This window comes from Faecalimicrobium dakarense, assembly GCF_000499525.1.
GTDB classification, from domain to species: Bacteria; Bacillota; Clostridia; order Peptostreptococcales; family Peptostreptococcaceae; genus Faecalimicrobium; species Faecalimicrobium dakarense.
The window spans coordinates 1-21242 of the sequence record NZ_HG529316.1 but is presented as its reverse complement, the minus strand read 5'-3'; the positions used below and the strand labels follow the sequence as shown (position 1 = coordinate 21242).

General features: G+C 28.5%; 14 protein-coding genes and 2 riboswitches. Of the genes, 8 read left to right on the top strand and 6 right to left on the bottom strand.

The features are described from left to right. Positions 1-37: 37 nt before the first annotated feature. The gene (locus tag BN899_RS07685) at positions 38-802 is read left to right on the top strand and encodes a CPBP family intramembrane glutamic endopeptidase (RefSeq protein ID WP_042274332.1); all 765 of its coding nucleotides are present in this window, start codon (positions 38-40) and stop codon (positions 800-802) included. A 30-nt stretch (positions 803-832) separates the two neighbouring features. On the opposite strand, the gene BN899_RS07680 is transcribed toward BN899_RS07685, so the two are convergent. From BN899_RS07680 to BN899_RS07670, 3 genes are read right to left on the bottom strand one after another with little or no spacing between them, the layout of a single operon-like run. Continuing rightward, complete coding sequence (locus tag BN899_RS07680) at positions 833-1948, bottom strand: ABC transporter permease (protein WP_042274331.1); 1116 nt, start codon at positions 1946-1948, stop codon at positions 833-835. Continuing rightward, positions 1941-3077 (bottom strand): ABC transporter permease, encoded by a 1137-nt coding sequence (locus BN899_RS07675; protein ID WP_042274327.1) that lies wholly within the window; start codon positions 3075-3077, stop codon positions 1941-1943. The genes BN899_RS07680 and BN899_RS07675 overlap by 8 nt, the downstream gene beginning before the upstream one ends. 11 nt (positions 3078-3088) lie before the next feature. Next, positions 3089-4018 (bottom strand): ABC transporter ATP-binding protein, encoded by a 930-nt coding sequence (locus BN899_RS07670; RefSeq protein ID WP_042274325.1) that lies wholly within the window; start codon positions 4016-4018, stop codon positions 3089-3091. Positions 4019-4243: 225 nt separating this feature from the next. On the opposite strand from BN899_RS07670, the gene BN899_RS07665 reads away from it, so the two are divergent. Further along, complete coding sequence (locus BN899_RS07665) at positions 4244-4927, top strand: YetF domain-containing protein (RefSeq protein ID WP_042274324.1); 684 nt, start codon at positions 4244-4246, stop codon at positions 4925-4927. 31 nt (positions 4928-4958) lie between these two features. Here the strand turns inward: BN899_RS07665 and BN899_RS07660 are convergent, their stop codons facing one another. Continuing rightward, positions 4959-6059, bottom strand: a complete 1101-nt coding sequence (locus BN899_RS07660; RefSeq protein ID WP_042274323.1) for a PQQ-dependent sugar dehydrogenase — start codon at positions 6057-6059, stop codon at positions 4959-4961. Between the two features lie 120 nt (positions 6060-6179). After that, on the bottom strand, positions 6180-6905 hold the full coding sequence (locus BN899_RS07655; RefSeq protein WP_042274322.1) for a GAP family protein: 726 nt from the start codon (positions 6903-6905) through the stop codon (positions 6180-6182). Between the two features lie 51 nt (positions 6906-6956). Continuing rightward, positions 6957-7058, bottom strand: a riboswitch (guanidine-I (ykkC/yxkD leader). Positions 7059-7182: 124 nt separating this feature from the next. On the opposite strand from BN899_RS07655, the gene BN899_RS07650 reads away from it, so the two are divergent. From BN899_RS07650 to BN899_RS07635, 4 genes are all read left to right on the top strand, one after another. Continuing rightward, a complete protein-coding gene (locus BN899_RS07650) occupies positions 7183-8220 on the top strand; it encodes a PocR ligand-binding domain-containing protein (protein WP_042274321.1) in 1038 nt (345 codons plus the stop codon). A 253-nt stretch (positions 8221-8473) separates the two neighbouring features. Further along, on the top strand, positions 8474-9610 hold the full coding sequence (locus BN899_RS07645) for a glycerol dehydrogenase (protein WP_042274320.1): 1137 nt from the start codon (positions 8474-8476) through the stop codon (positions 9608-9610). A 68-nt stretch (positions 9611-9678) separates the two neighbouring features. Continuing rightward, positions 9679-11436: a dihydroxyacetone kinase subunit DhaK gene (dhaK, locus tag BN899_RS07640; RefSeq protein WP_042274319.1), complete on the top strand. Its 1758-nt coding sequence runs from the start codon at positions 9679-9681 to the stop codon at positions 11434-11436. A 191-nt stretch (positions 11437-11627) separates the two neighbouring features. Further along, positions 11628-11711, top strand: a riboswitch (cyclic di-GMP riboswitch). A gap of 160 nt (positions 11712-11871) precedes the next feature. After that, complete coding sequence (locus BN899_RS07635) at positions 11872-18723, top strand: NPCBM/NEW2 domain-containing protein (protein WP_052356733.1); 6852 nt, start codon at positions 11872-11874, stop codon at positions 18721-18723. Between the two features lie 51 nt (positions 18724-18774). Here the strand turns inward: BN899_RS07635 and BN899_RS07630 are convergent, their stop codons facing one another. Then, positions 18775-19632, bottom strand: coding sequence for a patatin-like phospholipase family protein (locus BN899_RS07630; protein ID WP_042274318.1), 858 nt, complete (start codon positions 19630-19632; stop codon positions 18775-18777). A 224-nt stretch (positions 19633-19856) separates the two neighbouring features. Between BN899_RS07630 and BN899_RS07625 the strand changes: the two genes are divergently transcribed. Both BN899_RS07625 and BN899_RS07620 read left to right on the top strand, forming a co-directional pair. Continuing rightward, positions 19857-20444, top strand: coding sequence for an RNA polymerase sigma factor (locus BN899_RS07625; protein ID WP_081712199.1), 588 nt, complete (start codon positions 19857-19859; stop codon positions 20442-20444). Next, the coding region (locus BN899_RS07620) for a hypothetical protein (RefSeq protein ID WP_042274317.1) at positions 20404-21242 on the top strand (839 nt) is incomplete at its 3' end. The genes BN899_RS07625 and BN899_RS07620, both read left to right, overlap by 41 nt.

Here is a 21242-nt window from a genome sequence, read left to right as displayed (position 1 = left end):
ATTATAAAAAATATAGGTAGATAAAGGAGGGCAATATATGAATAAAGAGTTGAAGTTTTATACTGCTTTATTAATAGCAATAAGTATAACCTTTTATACAATATCAATAATAACAACGCAACTTAATATATTAACTTTCGGAACACCTATTTTTATGATAATTTATGGAATTGCCGGATATTCTCCATCTATTGCAGCAATTATTACAGTTAAAAGATATAATAGAAAAACTAATGAATTTAAATTATTTTTAAAATCTATAATAAATATAAAGCAAAAACCAACTATGTATTTATACACTATTTTTACTCCAATTATATTATGGGTAGCTGCATATATAAGTTTTAAAACTCAAGGCAGAGATTTAGATATGCTAAGGTATCCACTTAGTTTAATTATTTTTATTACACCATTTGCAATTATTGGTGGAGGGCTTGAAGAGATTGGATGGAGAGGTTTTTTACTTCCTAAACTTTTAGAAAAATTTTCACTGATAAAAGCCACTTTAATAGTTGGATGTGTTTGGTCAATTTGGCATATTCCAATGTGGTTTGTTGTAGGCTCTCATCAACAAAAACTTATATTTTTACCTTTTGCCATAAGCTGTATAGCTACATCATTTATAATGACACCTCTTTTTTATAAGACAAGAAGTATTTGGTTATGTATATTACTTCATGCAATTGATAATGCTTGTTCTTATGTATTTTATGCTTCAGTAGATGCAAATTTAATTACGTCTATTTTTACATTAATTGTAGCTATTTTATTATTTTATATATTTAAACCGTATCATAATTAAATGATACGGTTTTTTAATTTCACTAACTAATTAAACTCTAACACTTTTTTTCTTACCAGAAATAATAACAGTTAGTAAAAGACATATTAATCCGGCAAAAACTATTCCAAATAAGTAAATTGAAATATCACCTAAAGATGCACCTTCTTGAATTTTTTCAAAGGCAATACCAGCCCATCTAAGAGGTATTAGGTTTCCAATCTTTTGTACTGGTTCAGGCATTAAAGAGAAAGGCCAAAATAGCCCAGATAACATACTACCTGCAGTAACAAAAATTGAAGAGAAGTTTGCAGCCACTTGTGGAGTTTTTGAAAATGATATTATAAATAAATTAAATCCAATAGCAAGGAAGTTTATTGCAAACAATACATACAAGAAGTATATTGGAGTATCTGTAACAAAGTCAAAGCCAAGAAGAGTACATAGTAAGAAATAAAATATTGAACTTATAGCCGAACAAATAAAAAATGGAATCAATACTCCAAAATAATAATTTCCTTTAGATATATTTCCAAGTAAAACTCTATCCTTAGTCCCAGATTTTTCATCATCAATTACAAATCTAGTAATATAAAAAGCAGATGTCATAAGAACCATAATTTGTATTCCAGCAGAAGCATATACATTAGTTTTACTTTCATTTACTTTATTTAACTTATAGTCAATTTTACTATTATCATAATCTTTTAGTAAATCTTCAAACTTATTCTTATCGCCTTTTGCAATAAGTCCAAATGTTTTTAGAGTAGACACTTCTTGAGAAAGTAGAGTTTCTATTGTAGCTTTTACTTCTGATTCACCAATAGATTTAATTTTTACACTATCTAAATTACCAGCTAAAATATTATTACTAAAGTCTTTTTCAAAGACAAGAGCAAGTTCTACTTCTTTGCCGACGACCGCACTATCTACTTCATCTTCCTTTAACTCTTTTATAACAAAGTTATCCTCTTTTTTTAATTCTTCTATAATAGTATTTGAAACAATACCATTATCTTTATTTATTAAACCTACAGAAAACTTAACTTCTGAGCCTAAAATATAACTAAAAGCCATGGTTACAACTGCTGGAATTATAATTAATCCACATATTAAGGAAGGTCTTCTAAAAAGTAGTCTAAAAGTATTTTTAATTATATTAAACAAGATTATCCCTCCTTTTTATTTTAGAATAGATTAAGTAAATACCTACAAGAATAACCGATAAACCTAAAGTTATAGAAATAGCTACTTTAGAATAAGTATCAACAACACCAGTACTTAAGCTTATTAAAGAAGAATTTATCCAATAAACTGGACTAACTATAGCAACATCTCCTAAAACAGGTATTGATTTTACCATAGATAAAGGAGTATAGCATCCTCCAAATAAACACATTATAACTATTACTACATTAAGTATTCCATTTAAAGTTTTTCCATCTTTAATTATCATACCAACTACTACACCTAATACTGAAGAGAATACTCCTAAACATAGTAGGTTAAATATCATAAACAACAAATTATCTCCCCAATGTGCTTTTAAAACTATTGTAGAATAAAAATAAACCACTAAAATTTGAATAGCTACGATTATTAGTCCTAAAGTCATTTTTGACAGAATTAACTTTAAGGTACTTGTATTTGAAAGGCTTATTCTATTAAAAGTGCCTAATTCTTTTTCATTAACAACAGATTCTCCAACTATAGCAGAAACATAAAGTATAATTAGTGCAAGTTCTGCGAAGGTATAATAATCTATTGAAGTTATAGCTCTATTACCCACAGATATTTCATCAGTATATTTATTAGCCTCATCTTTAGTAATGCTACTTATAATTGTAGGATCATTTTTCATAACAACATCAACTAGTGCATATTTATCAATAACTCCTTCAAATATACTTCTAAATATTTTAGAATTTTGATACTCTCTGTTTTCATTTCTAAAATAGCTATAACCATCCTTGTTAACACTTATAAAACACATTGCTTTATTATCTAAAACTAATTTTTTACTTTCTTCAATATTTTTAGTTTCCTCAAATATTAATCCTTCAAATTCATCTTCCATAGTTTCTTTAAAACCTTTAAATCCATCTTCATATTTACTATCTTCTATAATGTAGAGAACCTTGCTGTCATCAAAAATGTTAATATCTCCACCGATCATATTTTCTAGTGCAACTCCAAGAATTGTTATAAGGATGATAGGAAAAGCAAACATCATAACTAAAGAACCTTTATTTCTAGAAAAAAGCTTAAGTTCCTTTATTACCATTGAAATGAACATAACTTTACCTCCTAATCCCTAAGAGATTTTCCTGTTAATTCAAGGAATACAGTCTCTAAACTTGGAACTTCACTTTTTATATTAGTTATTATAAAGCCTTCTTCAGTAATACTAGTTACTAAATCTTCTATTATTTTTTTGTTATTTTCATAATAGCATTTTAATGTATTTCCACTTGATTTAACTTTATAAACACCTTTGATATCTTTAATTATTGATTCGATTTTAGAAGCGTCTTCATTTAATTCAATAGTATATATGTCTTTACTAGCGTGAGCTTTTTTTAGTTCATCGCTACTTCCCATAGCTATTACATTACCATGATCAATAATAGCTATAGTATCACAGATTTCCTCAATTTCTTCCATGTAGTGAGACGTGTATATTACTGTAGCATTAGATTCTTTTAATTTTTTTACTGATTCTAATATATGATTTCTAGATTGAGGATCTATTCCTACTGTAGGCTCATCCATTATTATTAATTTAGGGCTGTGAGCTATTGCACATGCTATATTTAATCTTCTTTTCATACCACCAGAAAATGTAGATGCTCTTTTTTTTCTAACATCTACTAACCCCACAAATTCTAATGCTTTATTAACTCTTTCTTTAAGATCATTTCCTTTAAATCCATACAATGAACAGAAAAATTTTACATTCTCTTCAGCTGTTAAATCCCAGTAAAGAGCAAAATCTTGTGGTACTAAACCGATATTTCTTTTCCACTTAGAAATTTTAGCTTCATTTTCTTCATAGATTATTTCCCCATCATTTGGAGTTATTAACCCTGTTATCATGTTAATAGTAGTACTTTTTCCTGCACCATTAGGACCAAGTAATCCATAAATTACCCCTTTATCTATGGAAAGATTGATTTTATTTACAACAGTATTCTCATTGTAACTTTTTTCTAGGTTTTTTAACTCAAGTATTTTCATGAAAACCTCCTTTTATTTGAAATTGTAGCACAAAGTATAATATGCCAGTAGTTAAATATATTTGATTGTATAGAATATAGAAGTTAAATTTATTATACACTTAAATCAATATGGAATATAGAAAAAATTACCAATGATAAAATTATAAATTTTTATTATATCTATTATTATTTGTGTGAATAAGCACAATGATTTAGGTAAATATAGGTGTAGGAGGTGCTAAAAGTGCATCTAGGAATTACAAATATATTACTTAGAACAACTTTAGTATTTATAGTTTTATTGGTTTCAACAAGAATGCTAGGAAAGAAACAAATGAGTCACTTAACATTTTTTAACTACATCACTGGAATTACAATGGGGTCTATTGCAGCAAATATAATTAGTGAATTAAATAAACCATTTATAGATGAATTTATAGGTTTGATTTGGTTGTGTATGCTGACTGGATTAACAGGATATATAGGCTTAAAATCAGGAACTCTAAGAGTTATAATTGACGGTCAACCGACTATACTAATAAAAAAAGGAAAGATTATAAAACATTCACTTAAATCAAATCGACTTAATATGGATGACTTGTCAATGTTACTTAGAAAGCAAAATATATTTTCTATTACAGAAGTAGATTACGCAATATTAGAACCAGATGGTGCATTAAGTGTATTGAAAAAGCCACAACAACAGGAAATAACAAAAGCAGATATGAAAATAAATACAAACACAATTAATTATATTCCTTCTGAGATAATTGTTGATGGTAAAATAATAAATCATAATTTAAAAGAGTTAAACTTAAATGAAGAATGGCTAAAAAAACAACTTAAACATCATAATATAAACTCTATAAAAGATGTTTTTTATGCAGAAGTTCAAAGCGATGGAACCTTGTTTGTAGATAAAAATTAAAAAGGAGGGAGTATTTCCTCCTTTTATTATATTATTTAGGAATTAGACGGATAATTCTATCATCAGATATATCAGGATTACCCCTTCCATCTCTATTACTTGTTGCAATATAAATTGACCCATCTTTAGCTTGAACAACTTCACGTAAACGTCCATAATCATTTTTTAACCATGATTCTACATTCTTTACTACAGTTCCTTTTCCATTTAATGATATAGAAAGCAATTGCTGTCCGCGTAAATTAGTAACTAATAATTTTCCCTTCCATGGTCCTTGACTTACAAATGCAATACCAGATGGTGCCCATGTATCTTCGCCACTGTGTATTAAAGGTTTTTGTACTATAATTTCTGTTGAATCCTCATCTCCTTGAACAAGAGGCCATCCATAATTAGCCCCTGGGTGTATTATGTTTATTTCATCGTGTGCTGACTGTCCATGTTCTGATTCATACAACACATTTTCAAAATTCCATGCTAAGCCTTGAGGGTTTCTATGACCTAAGCTAAAAATAGGTGAATTAGTAAAAGGATTATCTTTAGGAATACTCCCGTCTAACTCTATTCTTAGTATTTTTCCAGCTGTACTATTAAGGTCTTGCGAAAGTGCAGAGTCACCTGCATCTCCAGTTGTTATATATAATTTTTTATCTGGACCTATTTTTATCCTTCCGCCATTATGAATTTGTCCTCCAGGGATTTTATCTATAAGAACTTTGTCAATGAATGCCTTATTATTACTTTCAACCAATCTGATAACACGGTTATATATTCGATTTCCTTCTGCATATGAATGCATAACATAAATATAATGATTTTGTAAAAAGTTTGGGTCTAGGGCGATACCCATCAAACCACCTTCACCCTGACTTACAAAAGGTGAGCTAAATGTGATGAGTGGTTGTGGATTAAGTTTACCATTTTCAATAATTCTAACTGACCCATACCTTTCAGTAAAATATATATTTCCTTCAGTACTTATATCTATGGCCCATGGTACATATAATTTTTCAGCTATAACTTCAATTTCATAAGGAAATTGCCTTGATGTAATTGATTTTAATTTTATACTAACTACATTATTATTTTGAGATATTGATTTATGAAAAATATTAGGAAATATCTTTTTCATACTTTTATCCTCCAAACTTAAATGAATATTTTAAGAAAAAAGTGGCAAGTTTAGATTTAAAACTTACCACTTTTTATTATATATTTATAATATTATTCATTTAAGAGTATAAAGGTACTACTATAATGTAATTAAAGAATTTAAGCTATGAAAGATAAGTAATACTCCAACAGCTCCTATTAAAATTGGTGAAAGAATTGCAGCATATTTATCTACCTTATTCTTTAGAAAAACATACAATTCATCAAATTTACTCTGACACTTTACATATAAGAAATATAAGATGATTAAAGGTGCTGAGTAAATAATATTATATATTATTAAAATTGATATAACTACCCAAATAGGAAGAGTATAAGTAAGTAATATAGCCAAAAATGCAAAGTAGGGTAAGGCAGTAGTCAATTCCATAAATGTTGCTAATACCCCAAAAATAGAAAGAGATATTGGGTCAACAGACTTTATCTTAAAAAATGAATTATTATTATCATCAGAAGATAAACCCTTTAAAATAAGAATTTCATCCTTAAGTTTATTAACATAGATTTTCATTATTAAAAAAACGACTGACATTAAAACTAAAAGACCTAATATAAATTCGCTAATATATATAATATTAGAGTATTTATCTAAAAGAGAGTTCATATATTTTTTTATAAATGCACCAGCCCCAAAATAAACAATTAACCCGCCGGTAAAATTAGTTATTGCAATAGAAATTATATATGCCCATATATGATGTTTTTTCTTAACTAGCCCTTGAAGAATAAATTGTTGAGCAATTCCAACAGGGTTTAGACTATCAGCAGCACTAGTCGTAACAGTAAGCAGTAATAACGATAGCATTTGTATATCCTCCTAAAAATAAAAATAAAAAAAGCCCAGAAGATATTAAATATCTCCCAGGCTTTTATCCCTCCGTGAACACAGTAAATCTGTGAGCTTACCCTTGGACCAGACTATATTTATATAATATACGGAACCCTAGTATGCTTTGATTTAATTATATGCAATAAATTAATTAAGTATACTAATTTAATAAATTGTTAAATAACCATTTTAGCAGAGTCGTTTTTTGATATATAATAAAGACACACAACAAATTAGGTTTAGGAGAGTTGCAATGATAAAAAGAGATAACTTAAACTTAGACAAGGTAATAGATTTTAAGAAATGGCAAAAGCTACAAGACAACATTTCACTAGTTACAAAAATGGCAGTTATTACGGTTGATTATAAGGGTAATCCAGTTACTAATCATAGTGGATGTCAAAAATTCTGCGAGAGGGTAAGATCTCATCCTCAGATGGTAAAATACTGCCAAAAGTGTGATTCAAGGGGCGGACTAGAAGCTGTTCGTTTAAATGAACCTTATATATACTTATGCCATTATAATATAGTGGATGTTGCAATACCCATTATTATATATGGAAGATACATGGGGGCGATTATGGCAGGTCAAGTAAAGTTATCTGATTCTAATACAAGTGAGGAATTAGAAAAGATACTGACAGCATCAGATCAAAACTTAACAGATAAAACTCTTGATGAATTTAGAGATTATTATGAATCATTACCAGAATTATCTTACGAAGAAGTAAAAAATATTGCTAATATGCTATTTTCATTATGCAGCTATTTAGTAGAAGAAGCATTAGATAAAAATTTGATTTTAGAAATGTATAAAGATACAATGAGAAATGAAGGTCAAATTGATTCAAGCATATTTGAAGGGTATACTATAAAAAATATAGAGAATATAAAAAAAGAACTATCAAATGCAATGGTGGATGCTTATGTAGTTGATGAAACTTCTGAAAAATTAAATGCATCTGTAAGTAATACCTTAAAGCCTGCAATTGATTATATTTATAAAAATAAAAGCGAAAATATTTCTGTGGAAACTTTAGCAAAAATTTGCCATATAAGTACAAGTTATTTTAGTAGATTATTTTCAAAAGAAATTGGTCAAAGTTTTTCAAGTTATCTATCAAGCCTTAAAATTAAATGGGCTAAGGAAATGTTAGAAAAAACTGATATACCTGTTAATGAAATTAGTGAAGAACTTGGATTTAATGAAGCTGGATATTTTATTAAGATATTCAAAAAATATGAGGGAGTAACCCCTTCTGTTTATAGAAAATATTATAAAAACAATTAAAAATACATAAAAACTAAGGCTATGGTTTAGACTTTAAACTATAGCCTTAGTTTTTTTATAATAGGAAAAGATGGTTAAGATGTTAACGGAAAGTAGTAATATTACAATTTTACTATTTCAGGTAAGAAAATTACGATTTTAAATTGTAATATTATGACATAAGAGTCTAATGTATAAAAAGGAAAACGGTATTATAATATATTTAAGATTAAAGAAAACAAATAAATTAAAAAATAAATGGAGGTAGATTTACATGAGAAAAGCATTTATATGTCCAACAAAATACGTTCAAGGGGAAGATGAATTATTAAACTTAGGTTACTTTGTAAAAACTTTTGGAGAATCTGCACTATTAATAGCTCACCCAGATGATGTAGCTCGTGTTAAGGAGAAATTAGATTCTACAGCTAAAAAATTTGAAATAAAGTTTGTAGAAAGTGGATTTACAGGAGAGTGCTCAAGACAAGAGGTAGCAAGATTACAAGAAATAGCTAAAGAAAATAATTGTTCTTGTACTATCGGTCTTGGTGGAGGTAAAGCAATAGATACAGCTAAATGTGTAGCAGAAGGGGAAGCTTTAATAATAGTTCCTACTATAGCAGCAACAGATGCACCAACAAGTCATTCAGCAGTATTATATACTCCAGATGGATCATTTGATGATTATGCATATTTTAAACAAAGCCCAAGTGTAGTACTTATTGATACAACAGTAATAGCTAAAGCTCCTACTCGTTTCTTAGTATCAGGAATGGGTGATGCATTATCTACGTATTTTGAAGCAAGAGCAACTGCAAATTCTTACTCAAATGTAAATGCAGGTCTACCTTGTGGAGTAAGAGAAGGATTATGTGGTCCTGCTAAAGGAACTAACACTGCTTTAGCACTTGCGAAATTATGCTATGAAACTCTTTTAAGTGATGGAGCAAAAGCAAAGGTTTCTTCAGATTGTAACTTAGTAACTCCAGCACTTGAAAATATTATAGAAGCAAATATTTTATTATCAGGTCTTGGATTTGAAAGTGGAGGATTAGCTGCAGCTCATGCAATACACGATGGATTAACTATATTAGAAGGAACACACAAATACTTCCATGGTGAAAAAGTTGCTTTTGGTACATTAGCACAATTAGTACTTGAAAATGCACCTGAAAGTGAAATAAATCAAGTTTTAGATTTCTGTTTAGAAGTAGGACTTCCTGTTTGCTTATCAGATATAGGAGTAGATACAATAACTGATGAAGAACTTATGGAAGTAGCTCAAAAATCTTGTATACCAGAAGAATCAGTACATTCTATGCCATTCCCAATAAGCATTGAATCTGTTGCAGCAGCAATTATTACAGCTGATCAATTAGGAAAAAATTATAAAATAAAGAAAAGTATATAATTATAAAATAAAAAAGGTATATAATTATAATAGAAATTTAAACTTAGAGACCTAAAGGGGTGGAGCATATGAAAAAGATAATTAATAAGCCAGAAACTGTAGTTATGGAGATGTGTAATGGTATAGCTATGGCTCATCCAGAACTAGAGTTTGTTAAAAAATATAAAGTAATGAAGAAAAAAGATATAAATAAAAATAAAGTTAGTTTAATAAGTGGTGGTGGAAGTGGACATGAACCAGCACATGCAGGATTTATAGGAAAAGGAATGTTAGATGCAGCAGTATGTGGAGATGTATTTGCTTCTCCATCTCAAATACAAATATACCAAGCAATTAAAGCTACAGCTAGCGAAAAAGGAACTCTACTAATAATCAAAAACTACAGTGGAGATATGATGAACTTCAAAAATGCAGCTTACTTAGCTAGCGAGGATGGAATAAAAGTTGACTATGTTAAAGTTGACGATGATATAGCTGTTGAAGATAGTTTATATACAGTAGGACGTCGTGGAGTTGCAGGGACAGTACTTGTACATAAAATAGCGGGAGCAGCAGCCGAGACGGGTAAATCTTTAGAAGAAGTAAAAGAAGTAGCTCAAAAGGCAATAGATAATGTTAGAAGTTTAGGTTTTGGTTTAACATCTTGTACAGTACCTGCAAAAGGAACTCCTACATTTGATATAGCTGATGATGAATTAGAGTTTGGTGTAGGTATACATGGAGAACCAGGTATAAAAAGAGAAAAAATGACTACAGCAGATGAACTAGCTAAAAGAATAGTAGAATCTATATTAAAAGATATGAAAATAGAAGATGGACAAGAAGAGGTAGCTTTATTAATAAACGGATTTGGAGCTACACCACTACAAGAATTATACTTATTTAATAACTCTGTTACTCGTGAGTTGGCAGCAAGAAATATAAAAATCTACAGAACTTTTGTAGGAAACTATATGACAAGTATAGATATGGCAGGAGCTTCAGTATCAATAATGAAGCTAGATGATCAGTTAAAACAGTTATTAATAGAAGAAAGTGATACTCCTGCATTTAAGGTTAATGGACATGTTGATGCAGTAGAATATACAGATATAGATGAAAACAATGATGAACCAGAAACAAATTCTTTTAAAGTAGAGACTAATGAAGAATACTCAAATATAGTTGATGAAAAAATAACTTTAAATAATATGATTTACATAGTAGATAAAATGAGTGAAGTTATTATAGAAAATGAAGTTCCATTTTGTGAACTAGACTCTTTTGCTGGAGATGGAGACTTTGGTATGAGTGTTGCTAAAGGATTTAAGCAATTAAAGAGAGAATGGAAAGAAATAATATCTCAAGATAGTTTAACGATAGGAAAATTCTTAGACGCTTGTTCTATGGTAATTATGGAATACTGTGGTGGAGCATCTGGACCAATATGGGGATCTGCATTTAGAGCAGCAGGTAAAGAAGTTTTAGAAAAAAATGAATTAAACATTTCTGACTTTGCACAAATGATACAATCAGCAGTTAAGGGAATACAAACAACAGGAGAGCGTTCATTTGGACGTGGAGCAGTAGTTGGAGATAAGACTCTTATAGATGCGTTAGTTCCTTGTGCTGACTCTTTATCAAATAGTGCAAAAGAAGGTGTTAATTTCAAAGATGCCTTTGAAAAAGGCGCAATAGCAGCTGTAGAAGGAGCTAAAGCAACTGAACAAATAGTAGCACGTATGGGTAGAGCAGGTACAGTAGGGGATAGAAGTTTAGGACATCCAGATGCAGGAGCATATGGATTAGGTGTAATATTTACTGAAATCTCAAATGCTTTAAAATAAAAATTTAGCATAAATATAAGAACCGTATCACAATTAAGTGATACGGTTTTTTCAAAAATGTACATGAAATCAAAAGTATATTTTGTGTAAAGTTTCTGAATTAAATATTTATAATGTTTTAATTTATATTAAATAAAAAATATATTGAATTATTTGACAAATAATGGTAATATTTTAAAGTGAAATAAATAAAATTAAATAGGCAAACCTAGGGAAATCTAGGGACGCAAAGCTATAGGGACTAAGGTTTATAACTATGTCAGCCAGTTGCCAAAGAGTACATTATACTTTTTGTTTTAAGCTTAGTTAATTAATATTATTACTTGTATTTATTGTGCAAAATATTAAATTTATTAGGTATATACAAGGCTACTCTTTTGAGTAGCTTTTTTAATGTACTTCTGAGGGTTATAAAACTAATCAGGAGGTATGAGTATGCACAGAAAAAAAATAGCAGCCGTAACTATGGCAGCAATAATCACTAATTTCTCAGCTACAACAGTAGAAGTTTTAGCAAATGAGATACCAAATAACAACACTTCAAAATTAGAAATCTCATCTGAAAATGAAGTTAATCAAGCTAATATAAGTAAATTTGATTTATATAATAATGATAAATTAAATTCTTATAATGAAGTATTCAAAATGGACAACTCAAACATAAAATCTATAACTAACAACGGTGGAAAATATGGAAGTGACAACATCGAGAAATCTATAGATGGAAATCTAAACACACACTGGGAAACTGGAAAGCCAAACAGCTCAGAATTCACAAATGAAGTAGTAGTTGAGTTAAATGAAATGACTAACTTAAACAGAATCGTATATGCGGCAAGACAAGCATCAGCAAAGGGGAAAGGTTTTGCTCAAGAAGTAGAAATATATACTTCTCTCACAAATGAAGGAGATGACTTTAGACTAGTAACTAGTGGAGAGTATAAAGGATCTACTGGGGACATGGTTGAAATTAAGTTTAACTCAACTGAATTTAAAAGAATAAAATTTAAATATAAAAAAGCTAATCAAGATTGGGCATCAGCATCAGAATTTATGTTTTATAAAGCAGATGAAATAAGTGATAAAATGAAAAACTTATTTACAAATAGCTCTAAAAATCAAGTTAGCGAAGAATTTAATAATATAGAAAAAATAAATGCTTTAGAAGAAGAAGTTAAAAATCATCCATTATATGAAGACTTTAAAGAAGATATAGAAAATGCTAAGTTAATTGTTGATAAGAAAGAAGTTAATTATACGGATGCAAAAGTATCTAAGTTTAAAGATATAAACAGTGATTTACTTCCAGCATATAATGAAATTTACAAACTACCTTCTAATAAGATAGTATCGATAACTGCTAATGGCGGTAACTATGCAGAAAATGCAATAGCTAGAGCAATAGATGGAAATCCACAGACTAAATGGCATTCAGCAAAACAAAATTCTTCAAGTTTTACAAATGAAGTTGTAATGGAATTAAGTGAATTAACTACATTAAATCGAATAGTGTACACTGCACCTCGTGGTTCAAATAGAGGATTTGCTGAGGCATTTGATATATATGCTTCAACAACATCTAAAGGAGATACTTTTGAGTTAGTATCTAGTGGAACATCACAAATAACTCAAGATTCTATAGAGATAAGATTTAATCCAACAGAGTTTAAAAGAGTTAAGTTTGTATTTAAAAAGGGATATGAAAACTGGGCTTGTGCAGCTGAGTTTGGACTATACACTCAAGATGAATTAGGCGAAAAAATGGATAGATTATTTAAAGATTCTACTATGAGTGCAGTTAGTGATGAATTTAATACGGCTGAAAAAATAAAAGCATTAGAAGAAGAAGCTAAAAACCATCCATTTTATGAAGATTATAAAGAGAATTTATTAAATGCTATAGAGTTAGTAGGACAAGGAGAAGTAATATCTACTAATGCAAGTATAAGCAAATTTACACCTTTTTATACGCCTCATATAAATGAGTATGATAAAGAGTTTAGAATAGGTAGTGAAAAAATAGCAAATATATCGAATAACGGTGGTCAATACGGAGGATCAGCACTAAAATTTGCAATTGATGAAGATGTAAATACGCACTGGGAAACAGGTAGACCAAATTCTGATTCATTTAAAAATGAAGTGAATTTAACTTTAGAAGAAGCTCAAGTTTTAAATAGAGTTGTATATAAAAGTAGAAATGGTGGTAAAGGATTTGCTAAAAACTTTAGTATATATGTTTCACCAACAACAAAGGGAGATAACTTTAGTAAGATAACTACTGGAGAATATACAGTTACAAGTGATTTATTAGAAGTACAATTTAATTCAACGAAAGTAAAAAGATTAAAGTTTGTATTTGATAATGTGCAAGACAGCTGGGCCTCATTAGGAGACTTGAGATTATATAAAGAAGACAAAGTTTATGATAAAATGAAATCTTTATTTACAAATGGATTAATGAATGAAGTATCAGAGAACTTCAACACATTAGAAAAATTAAGTGTGTTAGAAAATGAAGTAAAAGGACATCCATTAGAAGAATTATTTAAAGCAGATATAAATACTGCAAAAGATATAGTTCAAGGAAGCTTGGAAACTACAAAAGTAGTAGTAGCAGAACAACATGGAGATATGGTACAACATGCAGACAAGAATTTAAAATTTGGATTTGGAAATAATAATCAACCAACAGGAGTTTTAGCAAAGCCAGGTGAAAAAATAACTGTTTATGTAGATGCAGATCCTAATAAACCTCTACCTCAAATATTCTTCTCACAACAAGAGGGAAGCTGGTCATCTTGGGGGAGAACGTTAAGCCTTCATCCAGGTAAAAATGAGATAACTGTACCAGAAATACCAAAAAATGATGCTTATAAACATGATGTAACTAAAGGTGGACCAATATATATTGTAAATCCTTATACACCAGAACAACAACCTAAGGCACCAGTAATAAGATTTGTTGGAGGAGAAAAGTTCCCAATTGTTACAAAGGATACTAATATAGAAGAATTTAAAAAGTTCTTAATAGAATATAAAAAGAAAATTGATGAAGATAAAAAGAAAAATCCTAATGTATTAGATAGAGAAGTAATAGATACATTTGAATTTGTAAGTGATCATATATTCTGGACAGGTACTGCAACAGGCGCATATAAAGCTTATATAGAACAAGGTATAAATCCTTTAGATACTATAAAATCTTATAATACTCATATGAAAGAATTATTTAAATACTATGCTTTAGATGGAAGTAGCATAAAAAATGATCCTAAATATATAAGAGATAATGTAAGACTTGCTCAACCATTTGGATATATGTATGCAGCATCAGGACATATAGGTGTCCAAGGTGATGTGATGGCAAGTTTATTAGTTCCATTTGAAGATAGAGGTGGATCTTGGGGATTAACTCATGAAATAGGACATAGAATGGATGTAGGAGCAAGAGTATTTGGTGAAGTAACAAACAATATGCTACCGATGTATATGTCTGGATACTATAATAAATTAGATAAGAGAATACCATATGAATCTCATGTTTACAAAAATATATTAAGTGAAAATTCTAATAAATATACTGAAGGTGGATTCTTTGAGAATCTAGCAGTTTACTGGCAATTAGAAATGTACAAGCCCGGTTATTGGGGACAATTAAATAGATTATACAGAGAAAAAAATGTAAGCCTCGGGGAAGAAAATCCTACTAATGTAAAAATGCAATACTTGATTAAATTTTCATCTGAAGTAATAGGAGAAGATTTAAGTGAATACTTTGCAAGACATGGATTTGAGGTAAATGAAGAAACTAGAAAAGAAACTAGTAAATATCCAAAATTAAGTAAGAAAATTTGGTACTTAAATGATGATAAATTTAATTATAAAGGAAATGGATTTATTGACAAGAATGTATTAGAAGTTTCATTAAACCAAGTTGAAAATGGAACTAAGATAACATTTAATATAAAAGACAATGCTAAATCAGATTTACTAGGATTTGAAGTAGTAAAAGACGGTGAAATAATAGGATTTACTTCAAACAATAGCTTTATAGATACTAATACAGACCATAGTAAAAATTCTAAGTATGAAGTAGTACCTTATGACCTTAACTTAGGAACTGGAGATAAAGTTGTTATAAACTCATTCTCTCCAAGTATAAAAGTTCAACAAGATAAATTAACGCTAAGATTAAATGAAGAATTTAATCCTATGGATTATGTTAAGGGAAATAGTAATAGCGGACAAGATTTAACTTCTAAAGTTAAATTTGAAAGCAATGTAGATACTAGCAAAAAAGGTTTATATGAAGTTAAATATACTTTAGAGGATGCAGGTATAACTACAGAGAAAGTTGTAGCAGTTGAAGTAGTAAGTAATTATGATTATCTATCAGATACTCAGTGGAAATCTGTAGAAACTCAATATGGTACTCCAAGAAGAAATGATAACATAAAAGGTAGAGTAAATGGAGATATAAAAACATTTGAAAAAGGATTTGGAATACATGCAAATGGTAAAATAGTTTATGATTTATCTGATAAAAATTATGATAATTTTGAAGCTTTACTTGGAGTTGATATGGGCTTACAAGCACAAGATAAATCTAGTATAACATTTAAAATAGTAGGTGATGGAAAAACATTAGCTACTACACCGGTTTTAAAACATGCAGATAATATGATAAATATAAATGTAGATGTTAAAGGTGTAAAAGAATTAGTTATAGAAATACATGATGGTGGAAATGGAAATAGTTCAGACCATGGTATAATAGCTAATCCAAAACTAACTACTAATAATTCAAAGCCAGTTATAATTGCTAAAGATAAATCTTATAAATTAGGGGATAAAGTAGACATTATGGATAGTGTTTTAGCAAAAGACGCTGAAGATGGAAACTTGACTTCGAAGATAGAAATAATATCTAACAATTATAAAGAAGGACAAGCTGGAAGATTTGAAGTTGTATATAAAGTAACTGATAGTGATAAAAACTCAGTAGAGAAAAGATCATATATAACTATATATGAAGAATTATCAGTTAATAAATCTAAGTTTGGACAATTTGATAATTTAGCTGAATATAATGAAGAATTTAAATTACCAGTAAAAGCTGTAAGTAACAATGGTGGAAATTATGGTAGCAGTGTTATATCAAAGGCTATAGATAATAGAATAAATACTCATTGGGAAACAGGAAAAGCAAATAGTAGCTCATTTAATAATGAAGTTATATTTGACTTAGGAGAAAGTACTGATATAGATAAAATGGCATATTCAGCTAGAAGGGATGCTGGTGGTAAAGGATTTGCTAGAAAATTTGAAATATATGTTTCAGATGAGGCACAAGGAGAGGACTTTGTATTAACAGGAAAAGGTGAATATACTGGAAGTAATACTGATGTTGTAGAATTTAAAATATCTAAAAATAATGTAAGAAGAGTTAAATTCAAATTTATTGAAGCTAACCAAGGTTGGGCAAGTTTAAGTGAAGTATCATTTTATAAAAAAGATACTTTATCAGATAAAGTAACTAATGATTTATTTACTGATAATAGTAAAACTGAGGTAACAGAAAAATATAATACATTAGAAAAAGTATCAGCTTTAAGAGAAGAAGTTAAAAATCATCCTGCATTTAAATTATTTGAAAGTGATTTAAATAAAGCTGAAGAAGTAATAAAAGCAAAATTCCCAACTTTAAAAGTTGAAGAAACTACTCTTGTTAAATTAAATAGTGAATTTGATTTAATGTCAGGTGTAGTTGCAAATGACCAAGAAGATGGAAATATAGCTAATAAAGTTGAAGTTAATAGTAGTGGATTTACTACAAATAAAGCTGGAGAATATACTATAACTTATAAAGTAACAGATAGTGATAAAAACATAGTAACAAAAGAAAGAAAAGTTGTAGTTTATAGTGAAGATAAATACATAAGTGATATTAATTGGAAATCAGCAGTATCTGGATGGAAAACTGTAAATAAAGATTTTGCAGTAAATACACGTAATAAAATAAAGCTTAATGTAAATGGAGAAATAAAAGAGTTTGATAAAGGTATAGGAGCAGCCACAAATGCAGAGATAGTGTATAACTTAGATGGAAATTACACTAATTTTACAACATATCTAGGTACAGACAAAAACTATAATGACAATAGAACAAGTATAATATTTAAAATATTTGCAGACGGAAAAGAAGTATATACTTCAGATATAATAAGAAAAGATAGTAAAGCTGAATTTGTAAATATACCTGTATCTGGAGTAAAAGAGTTAAAATTAGTAGCAAATGATGCAGGAGATGGAGGACTTGGAGATTTTTCTTCATGGGCAGATACTAAGTTATATACTACAAACTCTAAGCCAAAATTAATTATACCAAAATCAGTTGCAACTAAATTAGGTGAAAAAATAGATTTAAATGAAAGTTATATTGCACTAGATGCAGAAGATGGAGATATAACTTCAAAAGTTGAAGTAAGTGGTAAAGTTAATTTTAATAAACCAGGTAAATATCCTATAACATATAAAGTAACTGATAGTGATGGTAACGAAATTACTAAAACTCGAACTGTAGCAGTAGTAAACATGAATGATTATAAATATTTAAGTGATTATGATTGGAAATCTACTCAAAATAGTTATAAAGCTCCAAATAAAGATAAATCAATAAGTGATAAAGCTTTAAGGTTAACAGATGAAAATGGAGCAGAAGTAGTTTATGAAAGAGGTATAGGAGCACATGCAACTTCAACTATAACATATGATTTAACGGATAAAGACTACGCATACTTTAGTTCATATGTAGGTTTAGATAGACAAATGTTTGGAACAGTTGGTTCAGTAAGCTTTGAAGTATATGTAGATGGAACTAAGAAATTTGATAGCGGACTTATGAACTCTACAGACCCTCAAAAATATGTAGAAGTTGATATAAATTCAGCTAAAGAGTTAAAACTTGTAGTAACTGATGGTAAAAATGGAATTGGTTCAGACCATGCATCGTGGGGTGGAGCTAAACTTCATTTTGCAAATCCTAATGGAGAAGGAATTGAAAGTGAAGAAATAAAAGAACTTAAAAAATTATTAGAACATGCCCAAACTATTACTAAAGATATGATAGGAGCAACAACTCATATTGAAGCAAGATGGAGTAATTTTGAACATGGTAAAAAATTAGCAAAAGAGTGTATAGAAGACAAAAATAAAACAGATAAGGAAGTAAAATCTGTAATATGGCAGTTAAATTACTTTATAGAAGAATTACAAATGAAATAAAATAATAAAAAGGCATTATCATTATAAAATGGTAATGCCTTTTTATATTAATTAATAAGAACTATTTTTTATAAAATTTAATATATCTTCATAAGCTTCTTTTGCATCATTATAGCCTTCATTATATAAAGCAGTAAGCTTAGTTTTATTCTTTTCGACTTGGCTAATCTTAACAGGATTTTTAGGCCTAATTACAATAGCATTACCATCTTCAGATAATTCATTTACTAAATCCAAGCTTTTATTATAATTTAAATGCCTGCTTTCAATAGCATCTACAAGCTTTGGAAATTTTTTATACTTTCTTTTTATAAGATTAGAAAACTTAACTTTACTCTTTATGTAATTTTCATCTCTTGTTAATACAACGATATTTTTTTTACAATCATTATTTATAGCATATTCTATTGGAATAGAATCGGAGACTCCGCCATCGACTAATTTATAATTATCAATTTCTACGATATTTGAAAACATTGGAATAGAACAGGAGGCCTGTAAATATATAATATCCTTATTCATATCTTTTAACTCAAAGTATTCAGGCTCTCCAGTTTCACAATTTGTAGCCACTGCAATAAATTTCGATTTAGATTTATTAAAAGTATCATAATCAAAAATATTTAATTCATTTGGTATTTTATTAAACATAAAATCCATACCAAATATAGAACCTGTTTTTATAAAATTACGTAAGCTTAAATAGTTCTTATCATCTAAATAATCAACAGTTGCATTAAAAGCTCGCTTAAATTGTTTTGATAAATAAGATGCAGCATGGCAACTCCCAGCAGAAACCCCGATTACGATATCAACCTCTATATTTTTTTCTATAAAAAAATCTAGTACTCCAGCAGTATAAATACCCCTCATACCGCCGCCCTCTAATATTAACCCTATTTTTTCCATATCTAACCCTTCTTATCTAAAATTTATGGCAAAATATTTTGCCTATCTAAATATTTTACCACAACTAAAACTATAATTATCTTATTAACTCTTTTTTCTTTTAATATAAAGGGAGAATCTTATTCACTATTTAATTACAAAGTGAAATTATTTTAAAGTTTATAAATTTAATAAAACCTTTTGTTAAATTACTTCGTTATAATAAGTGAGAGGAGGGGATAAGGTTGGCGCAAACAGATGAACAATTAGTCACAGAGGTACTTAAGGAAAATGAAAGTGCTATGGAAATATTAGTTAAAAGGCATTATGACTTAGTACATAGTTTTATATATAGAAATACATCTGATTATAATATATCCTATGATATTACCCAAGAAGTATTTATAAAGATGATGAAAAATATTCAAAAATACAATGAGGATAAAGGAAACTTTAAAAGCTGGATATTAAAGATAACAGTAAATAGTACAAAAGATTATTTTAAAAGCAGAGAATATAAACAAAGACAAAATAATCAAGATATAGTAAAACTTAATCTTGAAGATAAGTTAAATGTAGTAGATATATTATCTAAAAAAGAAGATGTAATAAAGATAAAGCAAGCTATAGAAGATTTACCACATCTTCAAAAACAAGCAATAATACTAAAATACTATAACGATTTAAAGATAAATGAAATAAGTAGGGTAACTGGAGATAATGAAAATACTATAAAGTCTAGGTTGTTTAATGGAATAAAAAATCTAAAAAAATCGCTAGGAGGTGTTAAAGATGAAACAAACAAAGAAGAATATCAACGCTCTAAAATGTAGCGATATATATGATGATGAATTTGAAAATTTACTAGAAGAAGATTTAAAAGATATTGAAGAATTTTTAGATACATATATAGTTAAAACTGTTGAGGAAGAAAAGATTGAAAAAACAATAGATATTTTAAGAGAATACATACCAAATGAAGTTAAAGCTATACATAAGAAACAAGAGTTTATAAGTATATTAGACAATATAAGAAATAATATAGGTTTATTAAAATTACAGATTAGCTTATTTAGTAAATTATATATAATGCTATCTTTATTATTAGTATTATGTGGAGTAGTTAGTATTATAAATTTAAATCTAGATGTATATACAAGTTTATCTATAATAGCACCAATTCCTATGATTTTAGGCATGTATGAGATTATGAAAGGTAGGGAAGAGAATGTTTGGGAGCTAGAGTTAAGCTATAAATATTCTTTTAGAGAGATAATCTTGTCTAAGCTAATTATAATAGAGGGGTTTTCTGTAATTATAGGTTTAGCTATGAGTATTATTTTATTTAAGTTTAATTCAGGATCTAACATTTTAAAAATTACTAGTTCGTGGTTAATACCACTATGTATTATGACATCAATATTATTACTTATGTCATCATTATTTAGAAATACAAGTAGTATAGGACTAAGTATAGGTATATGGGTATTAGGTTCAACAATGATTAGTAGTAATACGTCTTATGAAGTTTTAGAAATAAGTAATATAGCATTAATTTTTATATTAGTTGCATCAATAATATTAATGACTATATCTTTAAAAATATTTTATAAAAGAACAATAAATTATAT

Bases quoted from the DNA above. Each gene is read 5' to 3' on its own strand.
- BN899_RS07650 (WP_042274321.1), top strand. From the start codon at position 7,183: ATGATAAAAAGAGATAACTTAAACTTAGACAAGGTAATAGATTTTAAG.
- BN899_RS07635 (WP_052356733.1), top strand. From the start codon at position 11,872: ATGCACAGAAAAAAAATAGCAGCCGTAACTATGGCAGCAATAATCACT.
- BN899_RS07675 (WP_042274327.1), bottom strand. From the start codon at position 3,077: ATGTTCATTTCAATGGTAATAAAGGAACTTAAGCTTTTTTCTAGAAAT.
- BN899_RS07655 (WP_042274322.1), bottom strand. From the start codon at position 6,905: ATGCTATCGTTATTACTGCTTACTGTTACGACTAGTGCTGCTGATAGT.
- dhaK (WP_042274319.1), top strand. From the start codon at position 9,679: ATGAAAAAGATAATTAATAAGCCAGAAACTGTAGTTATGGAGATGTGT.
- BN899_RS07660 (WP_042274323.1), bottom strand. From the start codon at position 6,059: ATGAAAAAGATATTTCCTAATATTTTTCATAAATCAATATCTCAAAAT.
- BN899_RS07670 (WP_042274325.1), bottom strand. From the start codon at position 4,018: ATGAAAATACTTGAGTTAAAAAACCTAGAAAAAAGTTACAATGAGAAT.
- BN899_RS07630 (WP_042274318.1), bottom strand. From the start codon at position 19,632: ATGGAAAAAATAGGGTTAATATTAGAGGGCGGCGGTATGAGGGGTATT.
- BN899_RS07685 (WP_042274332.1), top strand. From the start codon at position 38: ATGAATAAAGAGTTGAAGTTTTATACTGCTTTATTAATAGCAATAAGT.
- BN899_RS07645 (WP_042274320.1), top strand. From the start codon at position 8,474: ATGAGAAAAGCATTTATATGTCCAACAAAATACGTTCAAGGGGAAGAT.